Annotated in this window: 20 protein-coding genes; all 20 read left to right on the top strand. The window is 41.7% G+C overall.

The window, feature by feature from the left end; translation table 11 throughout:
* Positions 1 to 46 precede the first annotated feature (46 nt).
* The 20 genes from H538_RS0100395 to dapG all read left to right on the top strand — a co-directional run bounded on the left by H538_RS0100395 (position 47) and on the right by dapG (position 24,082).
* A complete protein-coding gene (locus H538_RS0100395) occupies positions 47 to 844 on the top strand; it encodes a phosphatidate cytidylyltransferase (RefSeq protein ID WP_026675844.1) in 798 nt (265 codons plus the stop codon).
* Positions 845 to 899: 55 nt separating this feature from the next.
* A complete protein-coding gene (gene dxr / locus H538_RS0100390; RefSeq protein WP_026675843.1) occupies positions 900 to 2,048 on the top strand; it encodes a 1-deoxy-D-xylulose-5-phosphate reductoisomerase in 1,149 nt (382 codons plus the stop codon).
* 15 nt (positions 2,049 to 2,063) lie between these two features.
* A complete protein-coding gene (gene rseP / locus H538_RS0100385; protein WP_026675842.1) occupies positions 2,064 to 3,338 on the top strand; it encodes an RIP metalloprotease RseP in 1,275 nt (424 codons plus the stop codon).
* A gap of 65 nt (positions 3,339 to 3,403) precedes the next feature.
* Complete coding sequence (locus H538_RS0100380; protein ID WP_026675841.1) at positions 3,404 to 7,705, top strand: PolC-type DNA polymerase III; 4,302 nt, start codon at positions 3,404 to 3,406, stop codon at positions 7,703 to 7,705.
* Between the two features lie 139 nt (positions 7,706 to 7,844).
* Positions 7,845 to 8,318: a ribosome maturation factor RimP gene (gene rimP, locus H538_RS0100375; RefSeq protein ID WP_026675840.1), complete on the top strand. Its 474-nt coding sequence runs from the start codon at positions 7,845 to 7,847 to the stop codon at positions 8,316 to 8,318.
* An 18-nt stretch (positions 8,319 to 8,336) separates the two neighbouring features.
* Entirely contained in the window at positions 8,337 to 9,497 is a 1,161-nt protein-coding gene (nusA, locus tag H538_RS0100370; protein ID WP_026675839.1) for a transcription termination factor NusA, read from the top strand.
* Positions 9,498 to 9,515: 18 nt separating this feature from the next.
* Positions 9,516 to 9,776, top strand: a complete 261-nt coding sequence (rnpM, locus tag H538_RS0100365) for an RNase P modulator RnpM (protein ID WP_026675838.1) — start codon at positions 9,516 to 9,518, stop codon at positions 9,774 to 9,776.
* A gap of 6 nt (positions 9,777 to 9,782) precedes the next feature.
* A complete protein-coding gene (locus tag H538_RS0100360) occupies positions 9,783 to 10,097 on the top strand; it encodes a YlxQ family RNA-binding protein (RefSeq protein ID WP_026675837.1) in 315 nt (104 codons plus the stop codon).
* A 4-nt stretch (positions 10,098 to 10,101) separates the two neighbouring features.
* Complete coding sequence (gene infB / locus H538_RS0100355; protein WP_026675836.1) at positions 10,102 to 12,321, top strand: translation initiation factor IF-2; 2,220 nt, start codon at positions 10,102 to 10,104, stop codon at positions 12,319 to 12,321.
* Positions 12,322 to 12,387: 66 nt separating this feature from the next.
* On the top strand, positions 12,388 to 12,756 hold the full coding sequence (gene rbfA, locus H538_RS0100350; protein ID WP_026675835.1) for a 30S ribosome-binding factor RbfA: 369 nt from the start codon (positions 12,388 to 12,390) through the stop codon (positions 12,754 to 12,756).
* Between the two features lie 77 nt (positions 12,757 to 12,833).
* Complete coding sequence (gene truB / locus H538_RS0100345; protein WP_281172138.1) at positions 12,834 to 13,745, top strand: tRNA pseudouridine(55) synthase TruB; 912 nt, start codon at positions 12,834 to 12,836, stop codon at positions 13,743 to 13,745.
* Positions 13,746 to 13,771: 26 nt separating this feature from the next.
* Positions 13,772 to 14,707 carry a bifunctional riboflavin kinase/FAD synthetase gene (ribF, locus tag H538_RS0100340; RefSeq protein ID WP_026675833.1) on the top strand — a complete coding sequence of 312 codons (936 nt, stop codon included), beginning with the start codon at positions 13,772 to 13,774 and terminating at the stop codon, positions 14,705 to 14,707.
* A 126-nt stretch (positions 14,708 to 14,833) separates the two neighbouring features.
* Positions 14,834 to 15,103: a 30S ribosomal protein S15 gene (rpsO, locus tag H538_RS0100335; RefSeq protein ID WP_026675832.1), complete on the top strand. Its 270-nt coding sequence runs from the start codon at positions 14,834 to 14,836 to the stop codon at positions 15,101 to 15,103.
* A 129-nt stretch (positions 15,104 to 15,232) separates the two neighbouring features.
* A complete protein-coding gene (gene pnp / locus H538_RS0100330) occupies positions 15,233 to 17,350 on the top strand; it encodes a polyribonucleotide nucleotidyltransferase (protein WP_026675831.1) in 2,118 nt (705 codons plus the stop codon).
* A gap of 113 nt (positions 17,351 to 17,463) precedes the next feature.
* Positions 17,464 to 18,453: a polysaccharide deacetylase family protein gene (locus H538_RS0100325; RefSeq protein ID WP_026675830.1), complete on the top strand. Its 990-nt coding sequence runs from the start codon at positions 17,464 to 17,466 to the stop codon at positions 18,451 to 18,453.
* A 90-nt stretch (positions 18,454 to 18,543) separates the two neighbouring features.
* A complete protein-coding gene (locus tag H538_RS0100320; RefSeq protein ID WP_026675829.1) occupies positions 18,544 to 19,782 on the top strand; it encodes a M16 family metallopeptidase in 1,239 nt (412 codons plus the stop codon).
* A 394-nt stretch (positions 19,783 to 20,176) separates the two neighbouring features.
* Positions 20,177 to 21,079, top strand: coding sequence for a dipicolinic acid synthetase subunit A (dpaA, locus tag H538_RS0100315; protein WP_026675828.1), 903 nt, complete (start codon positions 20,177 to 20,179; stop codon positions 21,077 to 21,079).
* Positions 21,076 to 21,663, top strand: a complete 588-nt coding sequence (gene dpaB, locus H538_RS0100310) for a dipicolinate synthase subunit B (RefSeq protein WP_026675827.1) — start codon at positions 21,076 to 21,078, stop codon at positions 21,661 to 21,663. The genes dpaA and dpaB overlap by 4 nt, the downstream gene beginning before the upstream one ends.
* A gap of 127 nt (positions 21,664 to 21,790) precedes the next feature.
* A complete protein-coding gene (gene asd / locus H538_RS0100305) occupies positions 21,791 to 22,840 on the top strand; it encodes an aspartate-semialdehyde dehydrogenase (RefSeq protein WP_026675826.1) in 1,050 nt (349 codons plus the stop codon).
* Positions 22,841 to 22,858: 18 nt separating this feature from the next.
* Complete coding sequence (dapG, locus tag H538_RS0100300) at positions 22,859 to 24,082, top strand: aspartate kinase (protein WP_026675825.1); 1,224 nt, start codon at positions 22,859 to 22,861, stop codon at positions 24,080 to 24,082.
* Positions 24,083 to 24,089: the final 7 nt, after the last annotated feature.

The following is a 24,089-nucleotide window of genomic DNA, read 5'->3' as shown; positions in this document are numbered from 1 at the left end:
CGGTTTTTAGCTATCCTAAAGAAAAGGATGGCTTAAAGGAGGATTTATGAAAGAGCGGATTATTACTGGCCTTATTGCGGCAGTTCTATTTATAGCTGTTATTATCTATGGTAAGCTTCCATTTACAATTGTCGTTATGCTGCTAGCTGCAGTTGGTATTTATGAGTTGTTAAAAATGAAAGGAATCCCTCATCTCTCCGTTCAGGGGGCTATCGCATTTTTGCTAACGATACTCATCGCTATGCCGAACCATTGGGTGCATGAATTATTCGGATTTTCGTTCGAAAAAAGCGATGGGGTAGTTCTTGCGGTTTTGCTAGTCCTTTTTGCAACGGTGATTACGAAAAATCAGTTTACCTTTGATGATGCGGGTTTTATTGTTTTATCGGCATTGTATGTGGGGTATGGGTTTTATTACATCAATGCGACACGTATGTTAGAAGGCGGCATGCATATCTTATTTTTTGTATTATTTATGATCTGGGCGACTGATTCAGGTGCTTATTTTGTTGGTAAAGCAATCGGGAAACGGAAATTGTGGCCAATGATCAGCCCGAATAAAACAATTGAAGGCTCTCTTGGCGGGATTATTAGCAGCATCGTTGTCGGAACGATTTTCAATATACTCGGATTTGTTGACTATTCCTATCTATCTGTTATTTTAATGGCTATTTTAGTCGCCGTTTTTGGACAAATAGGAGACCTTTGCGAATCCGCTTTTAAACGGGTATACGGTGTAAAAGATTCAGGAAATATACTGCCGGGACATGGCGGGATATTAGATCGTTGTGACAGCTGGCTATTTGCTTTCCCGATTTTGCATATTTTTCATTTACTTTCATAACCGTTAGACTAAAAATGTAAAACGATGAATAAGTTGGACTTAAAAGGAGTTTTTTATGAAAAAAATCAGTATTCTTGGCAGCACCGGGTCGATTGGGACACAAACGTTAGAAGTGATCGCCGCACACCCGGAAGAATTCCAATTAGCAGCGGTTTCTTTTGGTAAAAATATTGAATTAGGGAAGCGCATTATTGCTAAATTTCAACCGCAGCTCGTAAGTGTGCAAAATAAAGAGGATGCCGAGAAATTAAGGACAGAACTGCCATCAAGCATTACAATTGTTCACGGTGAGGAAGGGCTAATTGAAGTTGCGGCATATAGCGACTCGGATGTTCTTGTCAATGCCGTTATGGGAAGCGTCGGACTTGTGCCGACATTAAAAGCGATCGAAGCGGGAAAGAGAATTGCCCTGGCTAATAAAGAAACACTTGTTACTGCAGGGCATATCGTGATGGAGCATGTAGAAAAGTATGGCGTGCAGATGTTGCCCGTCGATAGTGAACATTCAGCGTTGTTTCAATGTTTAAATGGAGAAAGAAAGAGTGAAATATCACGGCTCATTATTACTGCTTCAGGCGGAAGCTTCCGTGACCTGACACGAAAAGAGCTGAAGGATGTTACAGTTGAAGATGCCCTAAAGCATCCGAACTGGGCAATGGGGGCAAAAATCACAATCGATTCGGCAACGATGATGAATAAAGGATTAGAAGTGATTGAGGCGCATTGGTTGTTTAATATCCCATATTCTCAAATTGACGTACTTTTACATAAAGAAAGCATCATCCATTCAATGATTGAGTTTATTGATGGAAGCACTATTGCCCATCTTGGAAATCCAGATATGAAAGTGCCGATTCAGTACGCATTATCCTATCCTTTAAGACTTGAACAACATGAGGTAAAAAGGTTAAACTTATGGGAAGCAGGAAAGCTTCATTTTGAAAAGCTAAGCTTTGAACGGTTTAAATGTTTAAAATTGGCTTATGAAGCGGGACGAATTGGTGGAACGATGACTACAGTTTTGAATGCGGCCAATGAAATCGCCGTACGTCTTTTTCTTGAGAGAAAAATCGCGTTTTTAACCATTGATGATCTCATTGAAGAAGCATTGAATCAACATGAAGTCATTCAGTCACCATCGCTTGAAGAAATTCAGCATGTTGATAAAGAAACCCGGAAGTTAATACTGTCACTAGTAAATTAAAGGTGGGTAAAGCGTATGGATACCGTGATTGCCATTGTGATTATATTAGGGGCTCTTGTCTTTTTTCATGAATTAGGCCATCTGCTCCTGGCAAAAAAAGCAGGAATTTTATGCCGTGAGTTTGCCATTGGATTTGGACCAAAGTTATTTGCTTTTAGAAGAAATGAGACAAATTATACGATTCGTCTCCTGCCGTTAGGGGGGTTTGTTCGGATGGCAGGGGAGGACCCTGAAGGAATCGAGTTAAAGCCGGGCTATCGGGTAGGCCTTATTTTTGACACGGAGCAAAAAGTCGAGAAAATCATTGTTAATCATAAGGAAAAATACCCTGTGCAAAAAATAATTACGGTGGAGTCGGCCGACTTAGAGCATGAATTGTACATTGAAGGGTATGAAAATGAAGATGGAAACCTTACGCGTTTCAAAGTGAACGAAAAAGCATTTTATGTAGCCGATTACCAGGAAACGCAAATCGCTCCATATAACAGGCAATTTGGCTCAAAGACATTGATGCAGCGGACGCTTGCTATTTTTGCTGGTCCATTTGCAAACATTTTACTTGCATTTGTCATTTTAATGTGTTTTGCCCTCATTCAAGGCATTCCTTCCAATGAAGCAAAACTCGGAAAAATCAACCCGAATGATCCTGCCGCAAAAGCAGGGCTTCAAAAAGGGGACAAAGTGCTCTCCATCAACGGTGAGTCGGTCAATAGCTGGGATGAGCTTGTTTCAACGATCCAGCAGCATCCGAAAGAGAAGCTAATGTTTAAAATTAATAGGGATGGGCGAATCATGACGGTTCCTATCGTGCCTGGTGAACGTCAAGTGGACAAGAAACATTCGGAAGGTTATATCGGATCTTTCCAGCCAACGAATTTTTCGATTATCGGCTCTATTTCGTATGGTGCCAAAGAAACATGGATGATGACAACGATGATTTTTAAAGGGCTGGGCGAATTAATATCCGGAAAGCACGGATTTGAACAATTATCGGGACCCGTAGGCATTTTTCAATTTACAAGCCAGGCTACACAACAAGGGATTTTTGTTCTTATGCGCTGGGCTGCTGCATTAAGTGTGAACCTTGCCATTTTCAATTTATTGCCGCTTCCGGCACTTGATGGCGGAAGGTTGATGTTTTTGCTCCTTGAAGCGCTAAGGGGCAAACCGGTTGATCCTCAGAAGGAAGGGCTTGTCCATTTTATCGGATTTGCGTTTTTAATGTTGCTCATGTTAGTTGTTACATGGAACGATATCCATAAATTCTTTTTAAATAAAATTGATCATTAATTTGCGTACACGAGGGTACCTCTTTAGCAGCATAGAGGTACCCTTATATATGGGAGGTGGCCATTATGAACATTGATGAGAACATTAGAAAAGAGCGGTTTGAATTATTATTACAGCAAATTTCCATTCCGGATGATTATATGGATTATTTCAGGAACGGGAAAATTGTAAAGCTCATTATTGAGAAAAATAGCCGGAGGTGGCATTTTCATTTTTCATTGGATGAAGTGCTTCCTGTCTCTATTTTTGAGCTGCTTTCCACCAGGCTGATGGAAACCTTTCAACATATTGCAACCGTTTCTTTTTCGATCACAACGGAAAATAAAACGTTTGATGACGAGCTACTCGTTCACTATTGGCCGATTTGCTGCACACGGATGAAAGAGAAGGCTGGTTCACTGGCTCCCCTTTTAGAATCTCAGAAGCCAGCGATTAATGGCAAAAAGCTAATGCTCACGGTTCGAAATGCTGCCGAAGAAGAGCTGGTCAAACGGAAGCTCCTCTCTAGTCTGTCAGGCGTCTATCAAACGTTTGGCTTTGACCATGTCCAGTTTGAACTAAACGTACAGCAGTGTGAGGAAGAAGTACAAAAATTCATCGAACAAAAAGAACAAGAAGACCGTGATAAAGTATTGGCCGCTCTCATCGAAAAAGAAAAAGCGGATAAGAAACAATCGGAAGTCGCTCCCGCTCAAACCGAAATTATGGTCGGCTATAAAATCCAGGATGACCCGGTTCCGATTGAAACGATTTCTGACGAGGAGCGGAGAATTACGATCCAGGGGTATGTTTTTGATGCCGAAACAAGAGAGTTAAGAAGTGGCCGTACGTTATTAACGTTTAAAATAACCGATTACACGGATTCGATAATGGTCAAGATTTTCTCAAGGGATAAGGAAGATGTACCTATTTTGCAATCGATTAAAAAGGGCGTCTGGCTTAAAGTGCGCGGCGGCATTCAAAACGATACATTCGTCCGGGACCTTGTCATGATCGCAAATGATATTAATCAAATCACACCTGTAAGCAAGGCTGATAAAGCGGAAGAAGGGAAAAAACGCGTCGAGCTTCATTTGCACACTCCGATGAGCCAAATGGATGCAGTAACATCTGCGTCAGTTTTAATCGAGCAGGCGAAAAAGTGGGGGCATGAAGCGATTGCGATTACGGATCATGCGGTTGTCCAATCGTTCCCTGAAGCCTATTCAGCAAGCAAAAAACATGGAATCAAGGTGCTTTATGGCCTGGAAGCGAATCTTGTCGATGACGGCGTTCCAATTGCTTACAACGAACAGCATCGAAAGTTGATCGATGATACGTATATCGTCTTTGACGTGGAAACGACAGGTCTTTCCGCCGTTTATAACAAAATTATCGAGCTTGCCGCTGTCAAAGTGATCAACGGCGAAATCGTCGATCGTTTCGAACGTTTTGCTAATCCGCACGAACCATTATCTGATACTACGATCAACTTAACGGGAATAACGGATGATATGGTAAAGGATGCACCTGAAATTGAAGATGTATTGAAAGATTTCCATGAATTTATCGGCGATTCGATTTTAGTTGCCCATAATGCAAGCTTTGATATGGGCTTTTTAAACGAAGGATTCCGTAAATTGGGCTTAGGAGAAGCGAAAAATCCTGTCATTGACACGCTTGAACTTGCCAGATTTTTATTGCCGGACTTAAAAAACCATCGTTTGAATACGCTTTGTAAGAAATTCGATATCGAATTAACCCAACACCACCGCGCCATTTATGACGCAGAGGCAACGGGTTATTTGCTTTGGAAACTATTAAAAGAGACGGTTGAACGCGGGATAGAATACCATGATCGTTTAAATGACAATATGGGCAAGGGCGGATTTATGCGCTCACGTCCTTTTCATTGCATTTTGCTCGCAAAGACGCAGCAGGGGCTTAAAAACTTGTACAAGCTCGTATCGGAATCCCATATCGATTATTTTTACAGAACGCCGCGCATTCCCCGATCACGGCTTTCGAAATACAGGGAAGGAATATTGGTCGGTTCCGGCTGTGATAAGGGCGAAGTGTTCGAAGGCATGATGCAAAAAGGAGCGGAAGAAGTAGAAGGAATCGCAGCCTTTTATGATTATTTGGAAATCCAGCCTCCATCCAATTACTATCATTTAATTGAAAAAGAGCTCGTTCAAGATGAGCTGGCATTAAGAGAAATATTAACAAACATCGTCAAGTTAGGGGAAAAGTTAAATAAGCCTGTCGTTGCAACAGGAAATGTTCATTATCTTAATGAAACGGATGCCATTTACCGAAAAATCTTAATCTCGAGCCAGGGAGGGGCGAATCCGTTAAATAAGCAAGAGTTGCCTGCTGTTCACTTCAGGACGACCGATGAAATGCTTGATTGCTTCTCTTTCCTCGGGGAGGAAAAGGCGTTTGAAGTGGTTGTCAGCAATACGCAAAAGATTGCGAGAATGATAGATGACATTAAACCCATCCCCGATGATTTGTATACGCCAAAAATTCCGGGGGCCGAAGATGAAATCCGCGAGATGAGTTATTCAAGGGCAAAAAGCATCTATGGCGAGAACCTTCCGGAAATCGTTGAAAAACGTCTTGAAAAAGAATTGAACAGCATCATTGGCCATGGTTTTGCCGTTATTTACTTAATTTCGCATAAGCTCGTTAAAAAATCGCTTGACGATGGTTATCTTGTCGGTTCGCGGGGATCGGTCGGATCTTCATTTGTTGCGACAATGACGGAAATTACGGAAGTGAATCCGCTCCCTCCCCACTATGTTTGCCCGGAATGCAAGGAATCCATCTTTTTCGATGACGGGTCTGTCGGTTCCGGATTCGATTTGCCGGATAAAGAGTGTCCGAACTGCCATGTCCTTTACAAAAAAGACGGCCAGGACATTCCGTTTGAAACATTCCTTGGCTTTAAAGGAGATAAAGTACCCGATATTGATTTGAACTTTTCGGGTGAATATCAACCAAGAGCGCACAATTACACGAAAGTGCTTTTCGGTGAAGATTACGTTTACCGGGCAGGGACAATCGGAACGGTAGCCGATAAAACGGCATATGGCTATGTCAGGGGATATGCTCAAGACCATAACATCAATTTCCGTTCAGCTGAAGTTGACAGATTAGTAGCAGGATGCACGGGTGTCAAGAGAACAACAGGCCAGCACCCGGGAGGCATAATCGTCGTCCCGGATTATATGGATATCTTTGACTTCTGCCCGATTCAATTTCCGGCCGATGATAAAAATTCAGAATGGAAAACGACACACTTTGATTTCCACTCTATTCATGATAACCTGTTAAAGCTTGATATACTCGGACACGATGATCCGACCGTGATTCGGATGCTTCAAGACTTAAGCGGCATCGATCCAAAAACGATTCCTGCATCTGATCCTGAAGTCATGAAAATATTCAGCGGACCAGAAGTGTTAGGCGTAACCGAAGAACAAATTATGTGCAAAACGGGAACGCTCGGCATCCCGGAATTCGGTACAAAATTTGTTAGACAAATGCTTGAAGAAACGAAACCGTCGACTTTCTCCGAACTTGTCCAAATCTCCGGGCTGTCCCATGGAACGGATGTATGGTTAAACAACGCCAATGAATTAATCGCAAACGGCACATGCGAATTAAAAGACGTTATTGGTTGCCGTGATGACATTATGGTTTATTTAATTTATAAAGGGCTAGAACCATCCGTCGCATTTAAGATCATGGAAAGCGTCCGGAAAGGAAAAGGGCTGACGGAAGAATGGATTGAGGAAATGAAGAAAAACAATGTGCCGGATTGGTATATTGGTTCATGTTTGAAAATCAAATATATGTTCCCAAAAGCCCATGCCGCCGCTTATGTGCTCATGGCTGTAAGGATTGCCTATTTTAAAGTGCATTATCCGATCTATTTTTACGCCGCTTATTTTACAGTTCGGGCGGATGATTTTGACATCGATACAATGATTCGCGGTTCAAAAGCCATTCGTTCGAAAATTGAAGAGATTTCTGCCAAAGGCCTTGATGCTTCAACGAAAGAAAAGAACTTGCAAACCGTGCTTGAATTGGCGCTTGAAATGTGTGAGCGAGGCTTCTCATTCGGAAAAGTAGATTTATATCGCTCAAGCGCCACAGAGTTTCTCGTTGATGGGGACAAGTTAATTCCTCCATTTAACTCCATCGCGGGACTCGGAACAAATGCGGCCTTAAACATCGTGAAAGCCCGGGAAGAAGGGGAGTTTCTTTCGAAGGAAGATTTGCAGCAGCGGGCAAGGCTATCAAAAACAATCGTTGAATACTTGGATGACCACGGCTGTCTGGCGGGTTTGCCGGAAGCAAACCAACTCTCCCTCTTTTAGCGGAATTTAGGCTTTAGTTGCACTAGAATGAAGTTTATGATAAGATAAATTTGGAAACACTAGTGTATAGTTTTTAAAGAAAGAGTGGGGAAATCCCACTCTTTCTGCGTTCTCTAAAAATTAGAAAGGAGGGACCTTTTTGAGCAAGAAAATCATTGAACAAACCGAAGAACTTGTTCTTCCCATTCTTGAAGAAATGAATCTCGAACTAGTGGATGTTGAATTTGTGAAAGAAGGGAAAAACTGGTTTCTCCGGGTGTTTATCGACAGCGAAAAAGGCGTAGATATTGAAGAATGCGGTGTAGTTAGCGAACAATTAAGCGAAAAATTAGATGCGATTGATCTAATTGAGCAGGCATATTTCCTTGAAGTGTCTTCTCCGGGTGTTGAACGTCCATTAAAGAAGCCTGAAGATGTGAAGAAGGCCATTGGCAAAAATATTCACGTAAAGACGTATGAACCGATTAATGGTACGAAGGAATTTGAAGGGCTTTTACTCGACTTTGACGGCGAAACGGTCACGCTTGAAGTGAAAATTAAGACACGAATAACAAAAGTAGAACTGCCGTATAGCAAAATAGCAAGTGCGAGGCTTGCTGTTGTTTTCAATTAAAAAGGGGAGAAGAAAAAAATGAGTAGCGAGTTATTGGATGCACTTACATTGTTGGAAAAGGAAAAAGGAATCAGTAAGGAAGTCATTATTGATGCTATTGAAGCTGCATTGATTTCCGCCTATAAACGAAATTTCCATCAAGCACAAAATGTACGTGTCGATTTCAATCCTGCCACCGGCAGCATCCGTGTTTTTGCCAGAAAGAATGTAGTTGAGGAAGTAACAGATCCAAGACAAGAAATTTCACTTGATGAAGCTCATAAAATTAATTCGCAATTTGATGTGGATGATATTGTTGAACTTGAAGTGACACCAAGAGATTTTGGCCGGATTGCTGCTCAAACGGCAAAACAAGTTGTGACACAGCGTGTTCGGGAAGCAGAACGCGGAATTATTTTTTCTGAATTTATCGATCGCGAGGAAGATATCATTACCGGTATCGTCCAGCGTCAGGATCACCGCTACATTTACGTAAATCTCGGCCGTGTAGAGGCACTCTTACCGGCGAGTGAGCAAATGCCGGGTGAACACTATACGACGAATGACCGTATAAAAGTGTATATTACGAAAGTGGAAAAAACGACTAAGGGTCCGCAAATCATGGTATCCCGTACGCATCCTGGCCTTTTAAAACGGTTGTTTGAATTAGAAGTGCCTGAAATTTATGATGGAACCGTTGAAATTAAGTCGATAGCCCGTGAAGCTGGCGATCGTTCAAAAATTGCAGTGCACGCAGAAGACCCGGAAGTTGATCCTGTCGGTTCTTGCGTAGGTCAAAAGGGTGGCCGTGTGCAAACGATTGTGAACGAATTAAACGGTGAAAAAATTGACATTGTCCGCTGGTCCGAAGACCCTGTCGTTTATGTCGCAAATGCACTTAGTCCAGCAAAAGTCCTTGAAGTGCTCGTAAACGAAGAGGAAAAGATGACAACTGTTATCGTTCCCGATTACCAGTTATCATTAGCCATTGGAAAAAGGGGACAAAATGCTAGACTCGCTGCGAAATTAACGGGATGGAAGATTGATATTAAAGCGGAATCTGAAGCTCGCCAGGCAGGTATTTATTCAGAGGATAGCCATGAGGAGGCCATCGATTCTACTGAAGAACTGCCAGGTGATACGACCGATCATGAAGATTTAATAGAACACTCAGACGAAAAATTAAACGAAGACATGTAACGTGTGAGGGGGAGACGAATGAAAACCCGTAAAATTCCTATGAGAAAATGTGTGGCCTGCCAGGAAATGAAGCCGAAGAAAGAATTAGTGCGCATCGTTCGATCTCCAGAAGGGGAAGTCTCAGTCGACCCAACCGGCAAGAAATCGGGAAGAGGAGCTTATCTTTGCAATCAACATTCTTGTTTTGTCCTCGCCAAAAAGAAAAACAGCTTAGGCAACCAATTAAAGACAACCATTTCTGAAGAAGTGTATGCTGAATTGGAAAAAGGAGTTCAATAAATTCATATGGCTGAAAAATGGGCTTCCCTTTTAGGTCTGGCGCATCGCGCAGGCAAGTGCATTTCAGGCGAAGAACTGGTTGTTAAGGCAATACAGAGGAGAACGGTTCAATTAGTTTTGTTATCTCTAGACGCTTCCGAAAATACGAAAAAAAAAATAATGGATAAATGTTCGTATTATCACGTTGATCTAAAATGGGTCGAAAATCGTGATGTTCTAGGGGAAGCGATTGGAAAAGACAGACGAGTCGTTGTTGCAGTAACGGATCAAGGTTTTTCAAAAAAATTAAAAACATTACTTGATCACTACACTTGGGGGTGAACGTATGAGTAAAATGCGAGTATATGAATACGCTAAACAGAAAAATGTGCAAAGCAAGGATATTATTGATAAGTTAAAAAAAATCAACGTGAATGTTTCCAATCATATGTCGATGATTGATGAGGAGGCGATTCAAAAGCTGAATGACGCCTATCAATCGGGCAAATCGCAAAAGCCTCTAAACTCAAAAGATGAACGTAGAAAACCGGACAACTCCAATTCCGGATCAAATAAAAAAGAGCATAAAAAAGAAGACCGCCAGAGCAAAAATAACAGTCAGAGCAAAAATAACAGTCAGGGCAAAAATAACACCCAGGGCAAAAATCATAGCCAAAACCAAAATAAGCACCAAAATCAAAACCAAAATAAACATCAAAGCCCAAATAAGCATCAAACTCATAAAAAAAATAAAAATAAAAAAGGAAATGCTATGCCACAAACAACACAACATGAGAAAAGAACTGTACCATTACCGAAGAAAATTACGTTCGAAGGAACGCTTACTGTCGGCGAGTTAGCAAAAAAGCTTCATAAAGAATCGACCGAAATTATTAAGAAATTAATGTTTTTAGGTGTTATGGCAACCATTAATCAGGAGCTCGATAAAGATACGATTGAGCTGATTGCCGGGGAATATGGCGTTGAAGTTGAGGAAGAAGTCACCATTGATGAAACTGAATTCGAAAATTATCAAATCGAAGATAAAGAGGAAGACTTAGAAGTTCGTCCTCCAGTTGTTACCATTATGGGACACGTTGACCATGGTAAAACGACATTGCTTGATTCCATCCGCCATACAAAAGTTACGGCTAGTGAAGCAGGTGGAATTACCCAGCATATCGGTGCTTACCAGATTGAAAACAACGGAAAAAAAATTACGTTCCTCGATACTCCGGGCCATGCCGCATTTACAACAATGCGCGCTCGCGGGGCGCAAGTAACAGACATTGCGATCATCGTAGTTGCAGCTGATGATGGAGTGATGCCGCAAACGGTGGAAGCGATCAACCATGCGAAAGCAGCGGAAGTCCCAATCATTGTTGCTGTTAATAAAATGGATAAAGAAACGGCAAATCCTGACCGTGTCATGCAAGAATTGACAGAACATGGTTTGATACCGGAAGATTGGGGAGGCGACACGATTTTTGTTCACGTCTCTGCTTTAAAAGGTGAAGGGATCGATGATTTGCTTGAAATGATTCAACTTGTTGCTGAGGTTGAAGAATTAAAGGCTAACCCTAATCGAATGGCACAAGGCACGGTTATCGAAGCACAGCTCGATAAAGGCCGCGGCTCTGTAGCAACGCTTCTTGTTCAAAACGGAACATTACATGTTGGAGATCCAATTGTTGTCGGAAACACATATGGACGCGTTCGAGCAATGGTTAATGATCTTGGACGAAGAGTAAAAACAGCTCCGCCTTCAACACCGGTTGAAATTACCGGCTTAAACGAAGTGCCTCAAGCAGGCGATCAGTTCATGGTTTTTGCCGACGAGAAGAAAGCTCGCCAAATTGGGGAAGCGCGCGGAAAGAAACAGCAAGAAGCGCAACGAAAAGATTCATCCAAGCTAAACTTAGAAGATCTTTTCAACCAGATTAAAGAAGGCGACATAAAAGATATTAATGTCATTATTAAAGCCGATGTCCAGGGATCGGTTGAAGCACTTGCCGGATCATTGCAAAAAATTGATGTTGAAGGGGTTAAAGTTAAAATTCTCCATACAGGTGTCGGTGCAATAACTGAATATGATATCATGCTGGCTTCAGCTTCCAATGCAATCATTATCGGCTTCAACGTTCGTCCGGATAATAATGCGAAAAAGACGGCTGAAACTGAAAAAGTCGATATCCGTTTGCATAGAGTTATCTACAATGTAATTGACGAAATAGAATCGGCCATGAAGGGGATGCTTGATCCGGAATTTGAGGAAAAAGTAATCGGCCAGGTCGATGTACGTACGACCTTCAAAGTATCAAAAGTAGGAACGATTGCCGGTTGTTATGTAACAGATGGTAAAGTAACACGTGATTCAACCGTTCGCCTAATTCGTGATGGCATCGTTGTTTATGAAGGAAAAATTGATGCGCTCAAACGTTTCAAAGACGATGTCCGTGAAGTTAGTGCAGGATACGAGTGTGGAATTACCCTTGAAAAATTCAATGATATTAAAGAAGGCGATGTCATTGAAGCATATATTATGGAGGAAATTAAACGTACATGATCTAAACGTCCTTGACCGTTTACTATCGTAAATTGTTCTTGTTGGTACATGAAATGGGGTGGTAGAATGGGCAATTTGCGTTCCAATCGAATTGGTGAACAAATGAAAAAAGAACTCGGCGATATTATTGGCCGAAAATTAAAAGACCCGCGCGTAGGTTTCGTAACCGTTACGGGAGTGGAAGTGACGGGTGATCTTCAACAAGCGACCGTTTATATTTCAGTATTCGGCGATGATGAGCAAAAACAGCAAACATTGCACGGTCTTGCGAAAGCATCTGGTTTTATTCGTACGGAAATCGGAAAGCGAATTCGTTTGCGAAAAACTCCAGAAATTTTCTTTAAGTTTGACGAATCGGTTGAATATGGAAACCGAATCGAAACATTGCTGACAGATATTCAGCGCAAAGAACAAAACGAAGATGCAAATGAATGAACAATAAAAAGTAAAAGATAGGCAAATGTCTATCTTTTCTTCTGTTCCATTCCTTCTCTAAAAAAGGAGGAGTCTACTTGATAGAAGGAATTTTACCATTATTAAAGCCTGCGGGGATGACATCCCATGACTGTGTCATGAAATTGCGCAAACTCCTCAGAACAAAAAAAATTGGCCATACCGGGACGCTTGATCCGGAAGTGACCGGCGTATTGCCTATCTGTGTTGGAAGGGCAACTAAAATCGCTCAATATCTTTCGGACTATGCAAAAAGTTATGAAGCGGAAGTGACGATCGGCCAATCAACAACAACGGAAGATCGACATGGGGAGATTGTTGAAACGAGAAAGGTTGAAGAACCTCTTGAAAGGGAAACGGTAGAAGCCGTTCTCCGATCTTTTGTAGGCGATATTGAACAAACGCCGCCAATGTATTCCGCCGTGAAAATAAATGGGAAAAAATTATACGAATATGCTCGCCAGGGGATTGAGATCGAACGTCCGGCAAGAACGGTTCACATTTATTCGATTGATCTTATATCGAAGGAAGGGCGTTTTGAGCCGCCGTTTCCATCCTTTGCAATTCGAGTGACGTGCAGTAAAGGCACATATGTCAGGACACTTGCAGTCGACATCGGCAAGAAATTAGGCTTCCCTGCACATATGTCTCGGCTTGTCCGGACGGCGTCAGGACCTTTTCAGCTTAATGATTGCGTAACATTTGAAGAACTTGAGACGCTCATAAAAAAAGAAGAGGTCGATAAGGCGCTGTTCCCGATTGAAAAAGGGCTTGAGGCGTTTGAAAAGCTCATTGTAAATAGAGAAATCGAAGCGAAAATAAGAAACGGTGCCGTATTGCCATTAAGTAAAGAAGTGGAACATAGCCCTTTTGCCGTTTATAATGAAAAAGGGGCATGCTTAGCGCTCTATCAAAAACATCCGACGAAACCGTATTTAATGAAGCCGGAAAAAATATTAAATGCACAATAATGTGATCAAAGTTAGTAGGTGGAGTTTTGAAGACGATTAGATTAACACATCCACATCAACTGAAGAAAGAAGAATTGCCTCAAACCGTTTTAGCCTTAGGCTACTTTGATGGAATTCATCTCGGCCATCAACGAGTCATTAAAAAAGCAAAAGAAATTGCAGAGGTGAAAGGATGGGCTTCTGCCGTCATGTCTTTTCACCCGCACCCATCCGTCGTGCTTGGGTCGGAAATCAAGCATGTATCGTATTTGACACCTCTGGAAGAAAAGGAAAAATTGCTCGAGGAAATGGGAATCGATCTATTTTACATCGTGCAATTCGATGAAGAATTTGCCTCTCTCCCGCCTGAAGAGTTTGTTGAACAATACATTGTCGGTTTAAATGCAAAACATGTTGTCGCAGGCTTCGACTTTACATACGGTCGATTTGGAAAAGGAAATATGGCAACGTTAGCGGAGCATGCCAGAGGTCGCTTTCTTCAAACGATGATCGAAAAAGTGGAAATCGACTGTGAAAAAGTGAGTTCGACAATGTTAAGGCTGCTCTTAAAAGATGGAGCGGTAGAAAAAATTCCGAAATTTTTAAATCGCTATTATTCCATAAAGGGGAAAGTCGTTCATGGCGAGAAAAGAGGAGCGACAATCGGCTTCCAAACCGCGAATATTCAATGTTCAGATGATTATTTGCTTCCTCAAGTCGGGGTTTATATCGTTCAAATGAAACTTAAGGGTGAACGGTTTAATGGTATTGCCAATATTGGCTTTAAGCCGACATTTCATGAAGAAAAGTCGAGGCCGACCATCGAAGTTCATCTGTTTGAATTTAATAAACAAATATATGGAGAGGCAGTCGAAATTTTTTGGCTGAAACGATTAAGGGAAGAAAAAAAATTTGCTTCAGTTGATGCCCTGATTAACCAGCTGAATAAGGATAAAGAAATTGGCCTGAAATATTTTTCATAACCCTTGCTTTCTCTTATAAAACAATGTATTCTATTAAATGTACGATTTTTTAAACCGTTACCTGGCAAAACGATTCACCGACGTTTGCTGGAGTAATCGGGGTTAATTTAAAAGGAGGTGAACAGGATGGCAATTTCTCAAGAGCGCAAAAATGAATTAATTAATGAATTTAAAACACACGATACCGATACTGGTTCTCCAGAGGTACAAATCGCTATCCTTACAGAGCAAATTAATTCGTTAAATGATCACTTACGTACGCATAAGAAAGATCATCACTCACGTCGTGGTCTTCTTAAGATGGTCGGTAAACGTCGTAACTTGTTAACGTATTTGCGTAATAAAGACGTTACTCGTTACCGTGAGCTTATTCAAAAGCTTGGTTTACGTCGTTAGTCAAAAAAGCGGGGATGTTTTCCCGCTTTTTTTGGTGTATACGAATTACATATCTTTTTAGAATTAAAAAGTTTAGGCTATAATAAAATATAACTATTTTGTTTTTGTTGAGAGGAGTACCCGAAGAAAATGGAACAAGAAAAACGAGTTTTTTCGATGGACTGGGCGGGACGAGAACTATCTTTTGAGATCGGAAGGCTGGCTAAACAGGCAAACGGAGCCGTGCTCGTTAAGTATGGAGATACGGCAGTTCTATCGACCGCTGTAGCATCAAAAGAGCCGAAAAATTTAAGCTTTTTCCCTTTAACCGTAAACTATGAAGAACGATTATATGCCGTTGGTAAAATTCCAGGGGGATTTATTAAACGCGAAGGTCGGCCGAGCGAAAAAGCGATTCTTGCAAGTCGCCTGATTGACCGTCCCATTCGCCCGTTATTTGCAGACGGTTTTCGAAATGAAGTCCAGGTTGTCAGCACTGTAATGAGTGTTGACCAGGATTGTTCTTCCGAAATGGCTGCAATGATCGGTTCATCACTTGCCTTATCGATTTCAGATATTCCATTTGAAGGACCAATTGGCGGTGTGACGATCGGCCGGGTTGATGGGAAATTTATTGTTAATCCGACGGTAGAACAACATGAGAAAAGCGACATTAACCTCGTTGTCGCAGGAACGAAACATGCGATAAATATGGTTGAAGCAGGTGCGAATGAGGTGCCTGAAGAAATCATGTTGGAAGCGATTATGTTTGGCCATGAAGAAATTAAAAAAATCATCGCATTCCAGGAAAAAATCGTCGCTGAAATTGGAAAAGAAAAAATGGAAGTTGAGCTACATACAGTTAGCGAGGAATTAACGGCGCAAATCAGAACTTTGGTCGAAGATGAACTGAAGGCCGCTGTACGCGTCGTTGAAAAGCATGCCCGGCAAGATGCCCTTGATGCGTTGAAGGAAAAGGTTGTCGCCCAATTTGAAGAGCAAGATGAAGAAACGATTGAAGAGGCAAAAGAAATTCTGCAAAAATTGATTAAAGAAGAAGTTCGCCGCTTAATTTTAAAAGAAAAAATTAGACCGGATGGAAGAAAGATTAATGAAATCCGGCCTCTTTCATCTGATGTCGGCTTGCTTGCCCGAACTCATGGCTCCGGCCTCTTTACGAGAGGGCAAACACAGGCGCTGAGCGTTTGTACACTCGGGGCACTCGGCGATGTTCAAGTGTTGGACGGGTTAGGCGTCGAGGAATCAAAACGGTTTATGCACCAATATAATTTCCCGCCTTTTAGCGTAGGTGAAACCGGGTTTATGCGTGGTCCCGGCCGCAGGGAGATTGGACATGGCGCACTAGGGGAGCGGGCGCTTGAAGTCGTCATCCCTTCAGAAGAAGAATTTCCGTATACGATTCGCCTTGTTTCAGAAGTGCTTGAATCGAACGGTTCTACTTCCCAGGCGAGTATTTGTGCAAGCACGCTTGCCTTAATGGATGCGGGAGTTCCAATTAAAGCGCCTGTTGCGGGTATTGCCATGGGACTAGTCAGCGATGGTGAAGATGTAACGGTCTTGACAGATATTCAAGGAATGGAAGATCACCTCGGCGATATGGACTTTAAAGTTGCAGGAACGGCTAACGGTGTAACCGCCTTGCAAATGGATATTAAAATTTCCGGAATTAATCGCGAGATTTTAGAGCAAGCGTTAACTCAGGCGAGAGAAGGCCGAATGCACATTTTAAATTCGATGCTTGCCACATTGTCTGAGCCTAGAAAAGAACTTTCCGAATACGCTCCAAAAATCTTGACGATGAGGATCAATCCAGATAAAATCCGTGACGTCATCGGACCAAGCGGGAAAGTTATCAACAAGATCATTGAGGAAACAGGCGTCAAGATTGATATCGAACAGGATGGAACGATATTCATTGCATCAAGCGACCAGCAAATGAACGAAAAAGCGAAGAAAATCATTGAAGATATCGTTCGAGAAGTGCAAGTCGGAGAGTATTATCTTGGCAAGGTAAAACGGATTGAAAAATTCGGAGCGTTCGTCGAACTATTCAGCGGCAAAGACGGCCTCGTTCATATTTCTGAACTTGCAGAAGAACGTGTCGGCAAAGTTGAGGACGTCGTGAAGATCGGCGATGAAATTCTTGTAAAAGTAATGGAAATCGACAATCACGGACGTGTCAATTTATCGCGCAAAGTTGTTCTAAAAGAGCAAAAACAACAAGAAGAAGTAGAAAACAACCGGTAAACGGTTGTTTTTTTGTTAGAGGAATCAGCTAACCGATTCCTTGAAAGTTGCTGAAGCAACCTTGTTCTAACTTGTCTCCTATGGACATAATGTGTTATGGGGAGGGAAGTAGCGTGAAAAGAATAAGATTGCAATACGTATTGCTCTTCGCCATCATGATTGCGAGTGTTATGATTGTCCAAAATAAGTATACTTCCACATATGTTGCAAAATTAAAAAGTCAAACGATGGCGGTAGCGAAAATGCAAACCGGTGATTTGTATGAACAACTAGAGGAAAAAGCGAAAGAATATTACCGCAAGCCGCAAGATGCCGTTGTCGATCGAGTCTGGAAGGCGATTCCAGGCTATAACGGGCTGGAACTGGATGTCGAGGCTTCCTTTAAAAAAATGAAACAGTTAAAATTAAAAAAGATTGATGAAAAAGAGCTTGAGTTTAAACAAATCAAGCCAAAAGTATCATTGGATGACCTGCCGCCTTCTCCCATTTATAAAGGGAATCCACAAAAGCCCATGGTAACTCTCTTAGTTAATGTCTCATGGGGTGAGAAGTACTTGCCGACATTGTTGAAAGTGATGAAAAAGCACGGGGTTCACTCCACGTATTTTCTTGATGGAACATGGGTGAAGAAAAATCCGAGCCTGGCAAAGATGATTGTTGACGAAGGTCATGAAATAGGCAACCACGCCTATTCCCATCCCGACTTAAAACGATTAACAAAAGCCCGGATAACAGATGAATTAGAAAGCACCAATCATATTATTCAAGCAACATTGAATAAGAAACCGAAATGGTTTGCTCCCCCAAGTGGCAGTTTCCGAGATGACGTCGTCAAAATCGCAGCACAGATGAATATGAAAACGATTCTCTGGTCAGTGGATACAATTGATTGGCGAGAGCCGGATCCAACCACAATGGTCAACTCCGTGTTAAGTAAAGTTCATCCTGGCGCGATGATTTTAATGCATCCGACAAATGCTACAGCAAAGGGGCTAGATTCATTAATCAAAGGGTTAAAGAAAAATGGCTATCAAATTGGTACGGTGTCGGAGCTAATGGATGAAAAGCGAATCCTTTCAAATAAAGTTAATCACTTAAAATAAGTTTTGTTGTATGTATGTATGGTTAATGGTATATTGTTCCTATGAGAATAGATGTAGAATGATGAAACACAGCTTAGGAGGAAACAAGTTTTGATTACAAGACATACTTGTCGGAACGGGGTAAAAATCGTTCTTGAAGAAATACCTACTGTAAGATCCGTAGCCATTGGCATTTGGATCGGTACTGGTTCACGTTTTGAAGTACCTGAAAATAACGGAATCTCGCATTTCCTTGAACATATGTTTTTCAAAGGAACAAAGACCCGGAATGCCCGTGAAATTGCTGAAGCATTTGACAGCATTGGCGGTCAAGTGAATGCGTTTACTTCAAAAGAATACACTTGTTATTATGCCAAGGTTTTAGATACCCATGCCGCATATGCTCTTGAAGTACTTAGTGATATGTTCTTTCATTCAACATTTGATAAGGTGGAACTTGTAAAAGAGAAAAATGTTGTCTTAGAAGAAATAAAAATGTATGAAGATACTCCTGATGACATCGTGCATGACTTGTTAAGCCGCGCCAGTTTTGGAGGACATTCCCTTGGATATCCGATACTTGGTACGGAATCCACGTTGAATACATTTACTGATGAAACATTAAGGCACTATATGAATGAGTATTATACACCTGAAAATGTCGTCATTTCAGTAGCTGGAAATGTAGATGAGAAATTCATTAAAGAAGTGGAAAATCTTTTCGGCTCGTATGAAGGTGCCAAAACTAAAAAAAGTTTGCAAACGCCGAATTTCGAGAGCGGCCGCTTAACAAGAAAAAAAGAAACAGAACAGGCGCACCTTTGCCTTGGCTTTCCGGGATTATCCTTAAAGGAGTCACAAAATTACAGTTTAGTTGTGCTTAACAACATTTTCGGTTCAAGCATGTCAAGCCGTTTATTCCAGGAAGTCCGTGAACAACGCGGATTAGCTTATTCTGTTTTTTCTTATCATTCCGCTTACCGTGATAAAGGACTGTTTACCATTTATGGTGGCACTGCGCCACATCAACTTGATGAACTGTATGAAACGATTCAACATATCATCGAAGATTTAAAAGAAAAAGGAATTACGGAAAAGGAACTTGCGAATTCGAAAGAACAAATTAAAGGCAGTCTCATGTTGAGCCTTGAAAGCACGAACAGCCGGATGAGCCGTAACGGAAAACAGGAATTGATTTTAAATGAACACCGAACGCTTGATGAAATGGTTGAACTCATTGACGCCGTTTCGAAAGACTCCGTTAATCAATTAATCCGGCAAATCTTCTCTCATAAATGCTCCGCTTCTCTCGTCAGCCCTGGCGGAGTCTTGCCAAAAGGATTGCAATAATTAGTAAACCTGAGTGGAAATCCACTCAGGTTTTTTGTGTTTTAGGAAACTATAGTTTGTTAAAACAAGTGGATAACTGGAATCGGCTATTCGCCGATTCCGACAAATCCAACATCTCACTTCTCCACTTCTGAACAAAGTTGTTAAGCAATTTTGTTCCTTTTACAAAAAATAGGCGCTGCTTTGTTTAGTGTACTCTAACCAGTTTTTGCGTAGTGAATATAATGATCAAGTGGAAATAAAGAAATTAACTAAAGAAGAGAAAGAAAACGGGATGTACCGTTGTTTATAGACAGGGCACCAGTCACCAAATAGGCACTTATCACATAAGATGTTCAACAACTAAAGATTCCCCCTGTTTTGAAAATGGAACAACGGAGAAAGGGGAGGAAGGATGTTAACTGATTTACAAATTGCCATCGTCGGTGGTGATGCTAGAACATTGGAAGTCATTCGCAAATTGACAGAAGAAGACGCCATCTTAACACTCGTTGGCTATGACCAATTGGACCATGGATTCACCGGGGCTTCTAAACGCAATATTGATGAAGTGAACTTCTCGATTATGGATAGCATCATTCTGCCTACGAGTGGAACAGGGTTAAGCGGAGAGGTTGAAACGATCTTTTCCAATAAAAAAATAATTCTTAAACCTGAATATTTAAAGCAAACACCGCCACATTGCCATGTCTATAGCGGGATAAGCAATTCCTATTTAGACAATTGTATAAAAAATAGCAACAGGAAATTTACAAAGCTGTTTGAACGGGATGACGTTGCGATTTATAACAGCATTCCAACAGTTGAAGGGACGATCATGATGGTTATCCAACATACGGACATTACCATTCATGGTTCAAATACGATTGTCCTAGGCCTTGGCAGAGTTGGAATGAGTGTCGCACGGACATTTGCCCTTCTTGGAGCGAAAGTAAAAGTTGGAGCGAGGAAGTCGGAACATTTTGCAAGAATTACGGAAATGGGTCTAACGCCTTTTCATATTGATGATTTAAAACATGAAGTGGCCAATACCGATGTTTGTATTAACACCATTCCCGCACCAATTGTAACAGCGGAAGTGATTACGAAAATGCCATCACATACGCTGGTTGTCGACCTCGCATCAAAACCCGGGGGAACGGATTTCCGTTATGCGGAAAAAAGAGGCATAAAAGCGCTGTTAGCACCCGGACTGCCCGGAATTGTTGCCCCAAAAACGGCAGGCAAAATTATCGCAAATGTACTCTCCCAATTAATAAAAGAAGATGTTCTCTCGAGAAAGGGGAAAATAACATGAATGTGAAGGGGAAACACATTGGTTTCGGATTAACTGGATCTCATTGCACGTATCATGAAGTCGTTCCGCAAATTCAGCGGTTAGTTGACGCTGGAGCCGATGTTTCACCATTTGTTACCCATACCGTTCAAAACACAACGACCCGTTTTGGAGAAGGCGGGGAGTGGATTCAAAAAATTATCGAAATTACGGGGAAAGAACCTGTTGATTCGATTGTGAAGGCTGAGCCGTTTGGACCGAAAACTCCACTGGACTGTATGGTTATCGCTCCATTGACAGGAAATTCAATCAGCAAGTTTGCCAATGCGATGACGGATTCGCCGGTATTAATGGGCGCTAAAGCAACGATGAGAAATCAAAAGCCGGTTGTTCTCGCCATATCGACAAATGATGGGCTCGGCTTGAATGGAGTCAATATTATGCGCCTTATGGCAGCGAAGAACATTTATTTCGTTCCATTTGGCCAGGACGATCCATATAAAAAACAGAACTCTCTCGTCGCCCATATGGATTATCTTCTCGAGACGGTTGAAGCCGCTCTAGAAGGCAAACAGCTCCAACCAGTGTTGAGAATGAGCCTGTAAAGATAAAAATTTTCTTTCATTTATAGCAGATTATGATACAATGTGAATTAAAAATAATGAATCAAGGAGAAACGGATGAAGTTTCTCCTTATGCCATTCATTTCAACAGAAGAAGGGGTTATAACAGATGACATCAAACGGTTTACATGTAGCAGTAGTTGGTGCAACAGGCGCTGTTGGACAACAAATGTTAGAAACATTGGTAAAAAGAGATTTCCCGATTCGAAAATTATCCCTATTGGCAAGTAAACGTTCCAGTGGCAAAGAAGTTCTATTTAAAGGCGAACCGATAACGATCCAAGAAGCGACGCCCGAAGCATTTGAAGGCGTAGACGTTGCTTTGTTTTCAGCAGGCGGCTCAATTTCTAAAGAACTTGCTCCTGAAGCCGTGAAAAGAGGGGCAATCGTCATTGATAATACAAGCGCTTTTCGGATGGATCCGGAAGTACCGCTTGTTGTGCCAGAAGTGAATGAAGATGATTTATTGAAACATAATGGGATTATTGCGAACCCGAACTGTTCAACAATACAAATGGTTGTCGCTTTAAAGCCGCTGGCGGATAAATATGGCATTAAAAAGGTTATCGTTTCAACATATCAGGCCGTTTCGGGCGCGGGGGCAAAAGCGGTTGAAGAATTGAAAGCCCAGGCGAAAGCGATTTTAGAAGGAGAGCCATTTACTCCGGAAATCTTGCCATGTGCAAGCGACGAAAAGCATTACCAGATTGCCTTTAATGCCCTTCCGCAAATCGATAAATTCCAGGAGAATGGATTTACGTTTGAAGAAATGAAAATGATTAACGAAACGAAAAAAATTATGCATTTGCCAGACCTTGAAGTAGCGGCAACCTGCGTAAGATTAGGTGTTATTACAGGACATTCCGAATCTGTTTATGTAGAATTAGAAAATGGAAGCCCTGATGTCGCTGAAGTCAAGAATTTGTTGGCGAATGCTTCCGGCGTAACGTTAGAGGATGCACCGGAAGAACAAATCTATCCGATGCCGTCAAATTGTGTTGGAAAACATGACGTGTTTGTCGGCAGAATCCGAAAAGACCTGGACCGCAATAACGCTTTTCATATGTGGGTCGTCTCTGATAATTTGTTAAAAGGTGCAGCATGGAATTCCGTACAAATTGCTGAAAGTTTGCTTAAACTAGGGTTACTGAAAGCGTAAAAGAAGGTGTTTTTTTAAATGAAAGTAATCGTACAAAAATTCGGAGGCACATCCGTAAAAGACGCTATTGGCAGAGAGAAAGCAATTGAGCATGTTGAGCGGGCAAAAAAAGAAGGCTACAAAGTTGTTTGCGTCGTCTCGGCCATGGGACGAAACGGCGATCCGTACGCTACTGATACACTCCTTAGTCTAATAGGCGGATCGGAATCATTTGTGACGAAGAGGGAACATGACCTTCTTCTTTCCTGTGGTGAAATTATTTCAGCTGTCGTCTTTTCTAATCTTCTCAATCAGTCAGGATTAAAGGCCATTGCCATGACGGGACCTCAGGCAGGATTTCGAACGAATGATGAGTTCACGAATGCCAGAATTATCGATATGAAGTGTGAGCGATTGTTAAAAGAACTTGAAACGAACGACGTCGTTGTTGTCAGCGGTTTTCAAGGTCAAACGCCAATCGGTGATATTGCTACTCTTGGCAGAGGTGGGAGTGATACATCAGCCTCTGCATTAGGTGCTGCATTAAATGCCGAATATATTGATATTTTTACAGATGTAGAAGGTGTGATGACGGCCGACCCAAGAATCGTCAGTGAAGCACGTTCATTATCTGTCGTAACATATACGGAAATTTGCAACATGGCATATCAAGGGGCAAAAGTCATTCATCCGCGGGCCGTTGAAATCGCCCAACAGGCGAAAATTCCTTTGAGGATTCGTTCCACTTATTCAGACTCACCGGGTACGCTTGTCACTTCAGGCACTGGCATGAAAGGAAGAGATGTAAGAGACCTGATTATTACAGGGATCGCACATGTTTCTAATGTGACGCAAATTAAAGTGACGGCAAAAGACGACCAATACGATCTGCAAACAAATGTTTTCCGGGCGATGGCCAGGGAGCAAATTTCGGTTGATTTTTTCAATATTAGCCCAAAAGGTGTTGTCTATACGGTAATGGGTGAAATGACCGATCGAGCGATTGAAACGTTAAAGCGGATTGGATATCATCCAGAAGTAACGCGACATTGTGCTAAAGTTTCTGCGGTAGGAGCCGGAATTGCCGGTGTCCCTGGTGTAACGGCAAAAATTGTGGATGCTTTAGTATCCAGAAATATTCAAATTCTGCAATCGGCAGACTCGCATACAACCATCTGGGTTCTTGTGAAACAGGAAAAATTAGTAGAAGCGGTAAACGCCCTTCATCAAGCTTTTGAGCTTAATAAGAAAATAGATGAATAAGAGACTT

Source organism: Fictibacillus gelatini DSM 15865, from assembly GCF_000430745.1.
Lineage (GTDB): Bacteria > Bacillota > Bacilli > Bacillales > Fictibacillaceae > Fictibacillus_A > Fictibacillus_A gelatini.
The sequence above is the reverse complement of the archived record's forward strand: the minus strand, read 5'-3'. Positions and strand labels throughout refer to the sequence as shown.

What these genes read in the sequence shown, in the direction of transcription:
- H538_RS0100380 (WP_026675841.1), top strand. Translation starts at nt 3,404, where the DNA reads ATGAACATTGATGAGAACATTAGAAAAGAGCGGTTTGAATTATTATTA.
- rbfA (WP_026675835.1), top strand. Translation starts at nt 12,388, where the DNA reads ATGGGCAATTTGCGTTCCAATCGAATTGGTGAACAAATGAAAAAAGAA.
- rpsO (WP_026675832.1), top strand. Translation starts at nt 14,834, where the DNA reads ATGGCAATTTCTCAAGAGCGCAAAAATGAATTAATTAATGAATTTAAA.
- rseP (WP_026675842.1), top strand. Translation starts at nt 2,064, where the DNA reads ATGGATACCGTGATTGCCATTGTGATTATATTAGGGGCTCTTGTCTTT.
- asd (WP_026675826.1), top strand. Translation starts at nt 21,791, where the DNA reads ATGACATCAAACGGTTTACATGTAGCAGTAGTTGGTGCAACAGGCGCT.
- infB (WP_026675836.1), top strand. Translation starts at nt 10,102, where the DNA reads ATGAGTAAAATGCGAGTATATGAATACGCTAAACAGAAAAATGTGCAA.
- H538_RS0100360 (WP_026675837.1), top strand. Translation starts at nt 9,783, where the DNA reads ATGGCTGAAAAATGGGCTTCCCTTTTAGGTCTGGCGCATCGCGCAGGC.
- dpaB (WP_026675827.1), top strand. Translation starts at nt 21,076, where the DNA reads ATGAATGTGAAGGGGAAACACATTGGTTTCGGATTAACTGGATCTCAT.
- pnp (WP_026675831.1), top strand. Translation starts at nt 15,233, where the DNA reads ATGGAACAAGAAAAACGAGTTTTTTCGATGGACTGGGCGGGACGAGAA.
- H538_RS0100395 (WP_026675844.1), top strand. Translation starts at nt 47, where the DNA reads ATGAAAGAGCGGATTATTACTGGCCTTATTGCGGCAGTTCTATTTATA.
- dpaA (WP_026675828.1), top strand. Translation starts at nt 20,177, where the DNA reads ATGTTAACTGATTTACAAATTGCCATCGTCGGTGGTGATGCTAGAACA.
- dxr (WP_026675843.1), top strand. Translation starts at nt 900, where the DNA reads ATGAAAAAAATCAGTATTCTTGGCAGCACCGGGTCGATTGGGACACAA.
- nusA (WP_026675839.1), top strand. Translation starts at nt 8,337, where the DNA reads ATGAGTAGCGAGTTATTGGATGCACTTACATTGTTGGAAAAGGAAAAA.
- rnpM (WP_026675838.1), top strand. Translation starts at nt 9,516, where the DNA reads ATGAAAACCCGTAAAATTCCTATGAGAAAATGTGTGGCCTGCCAGGAA.
- dapG (WP_026675825.1), top strand. Translation starts at nt 22,859, where the DNA reads ATGAAAGTAATCGTACAAAAATTCGGAGGCACATCCGTAAAAGACGCT.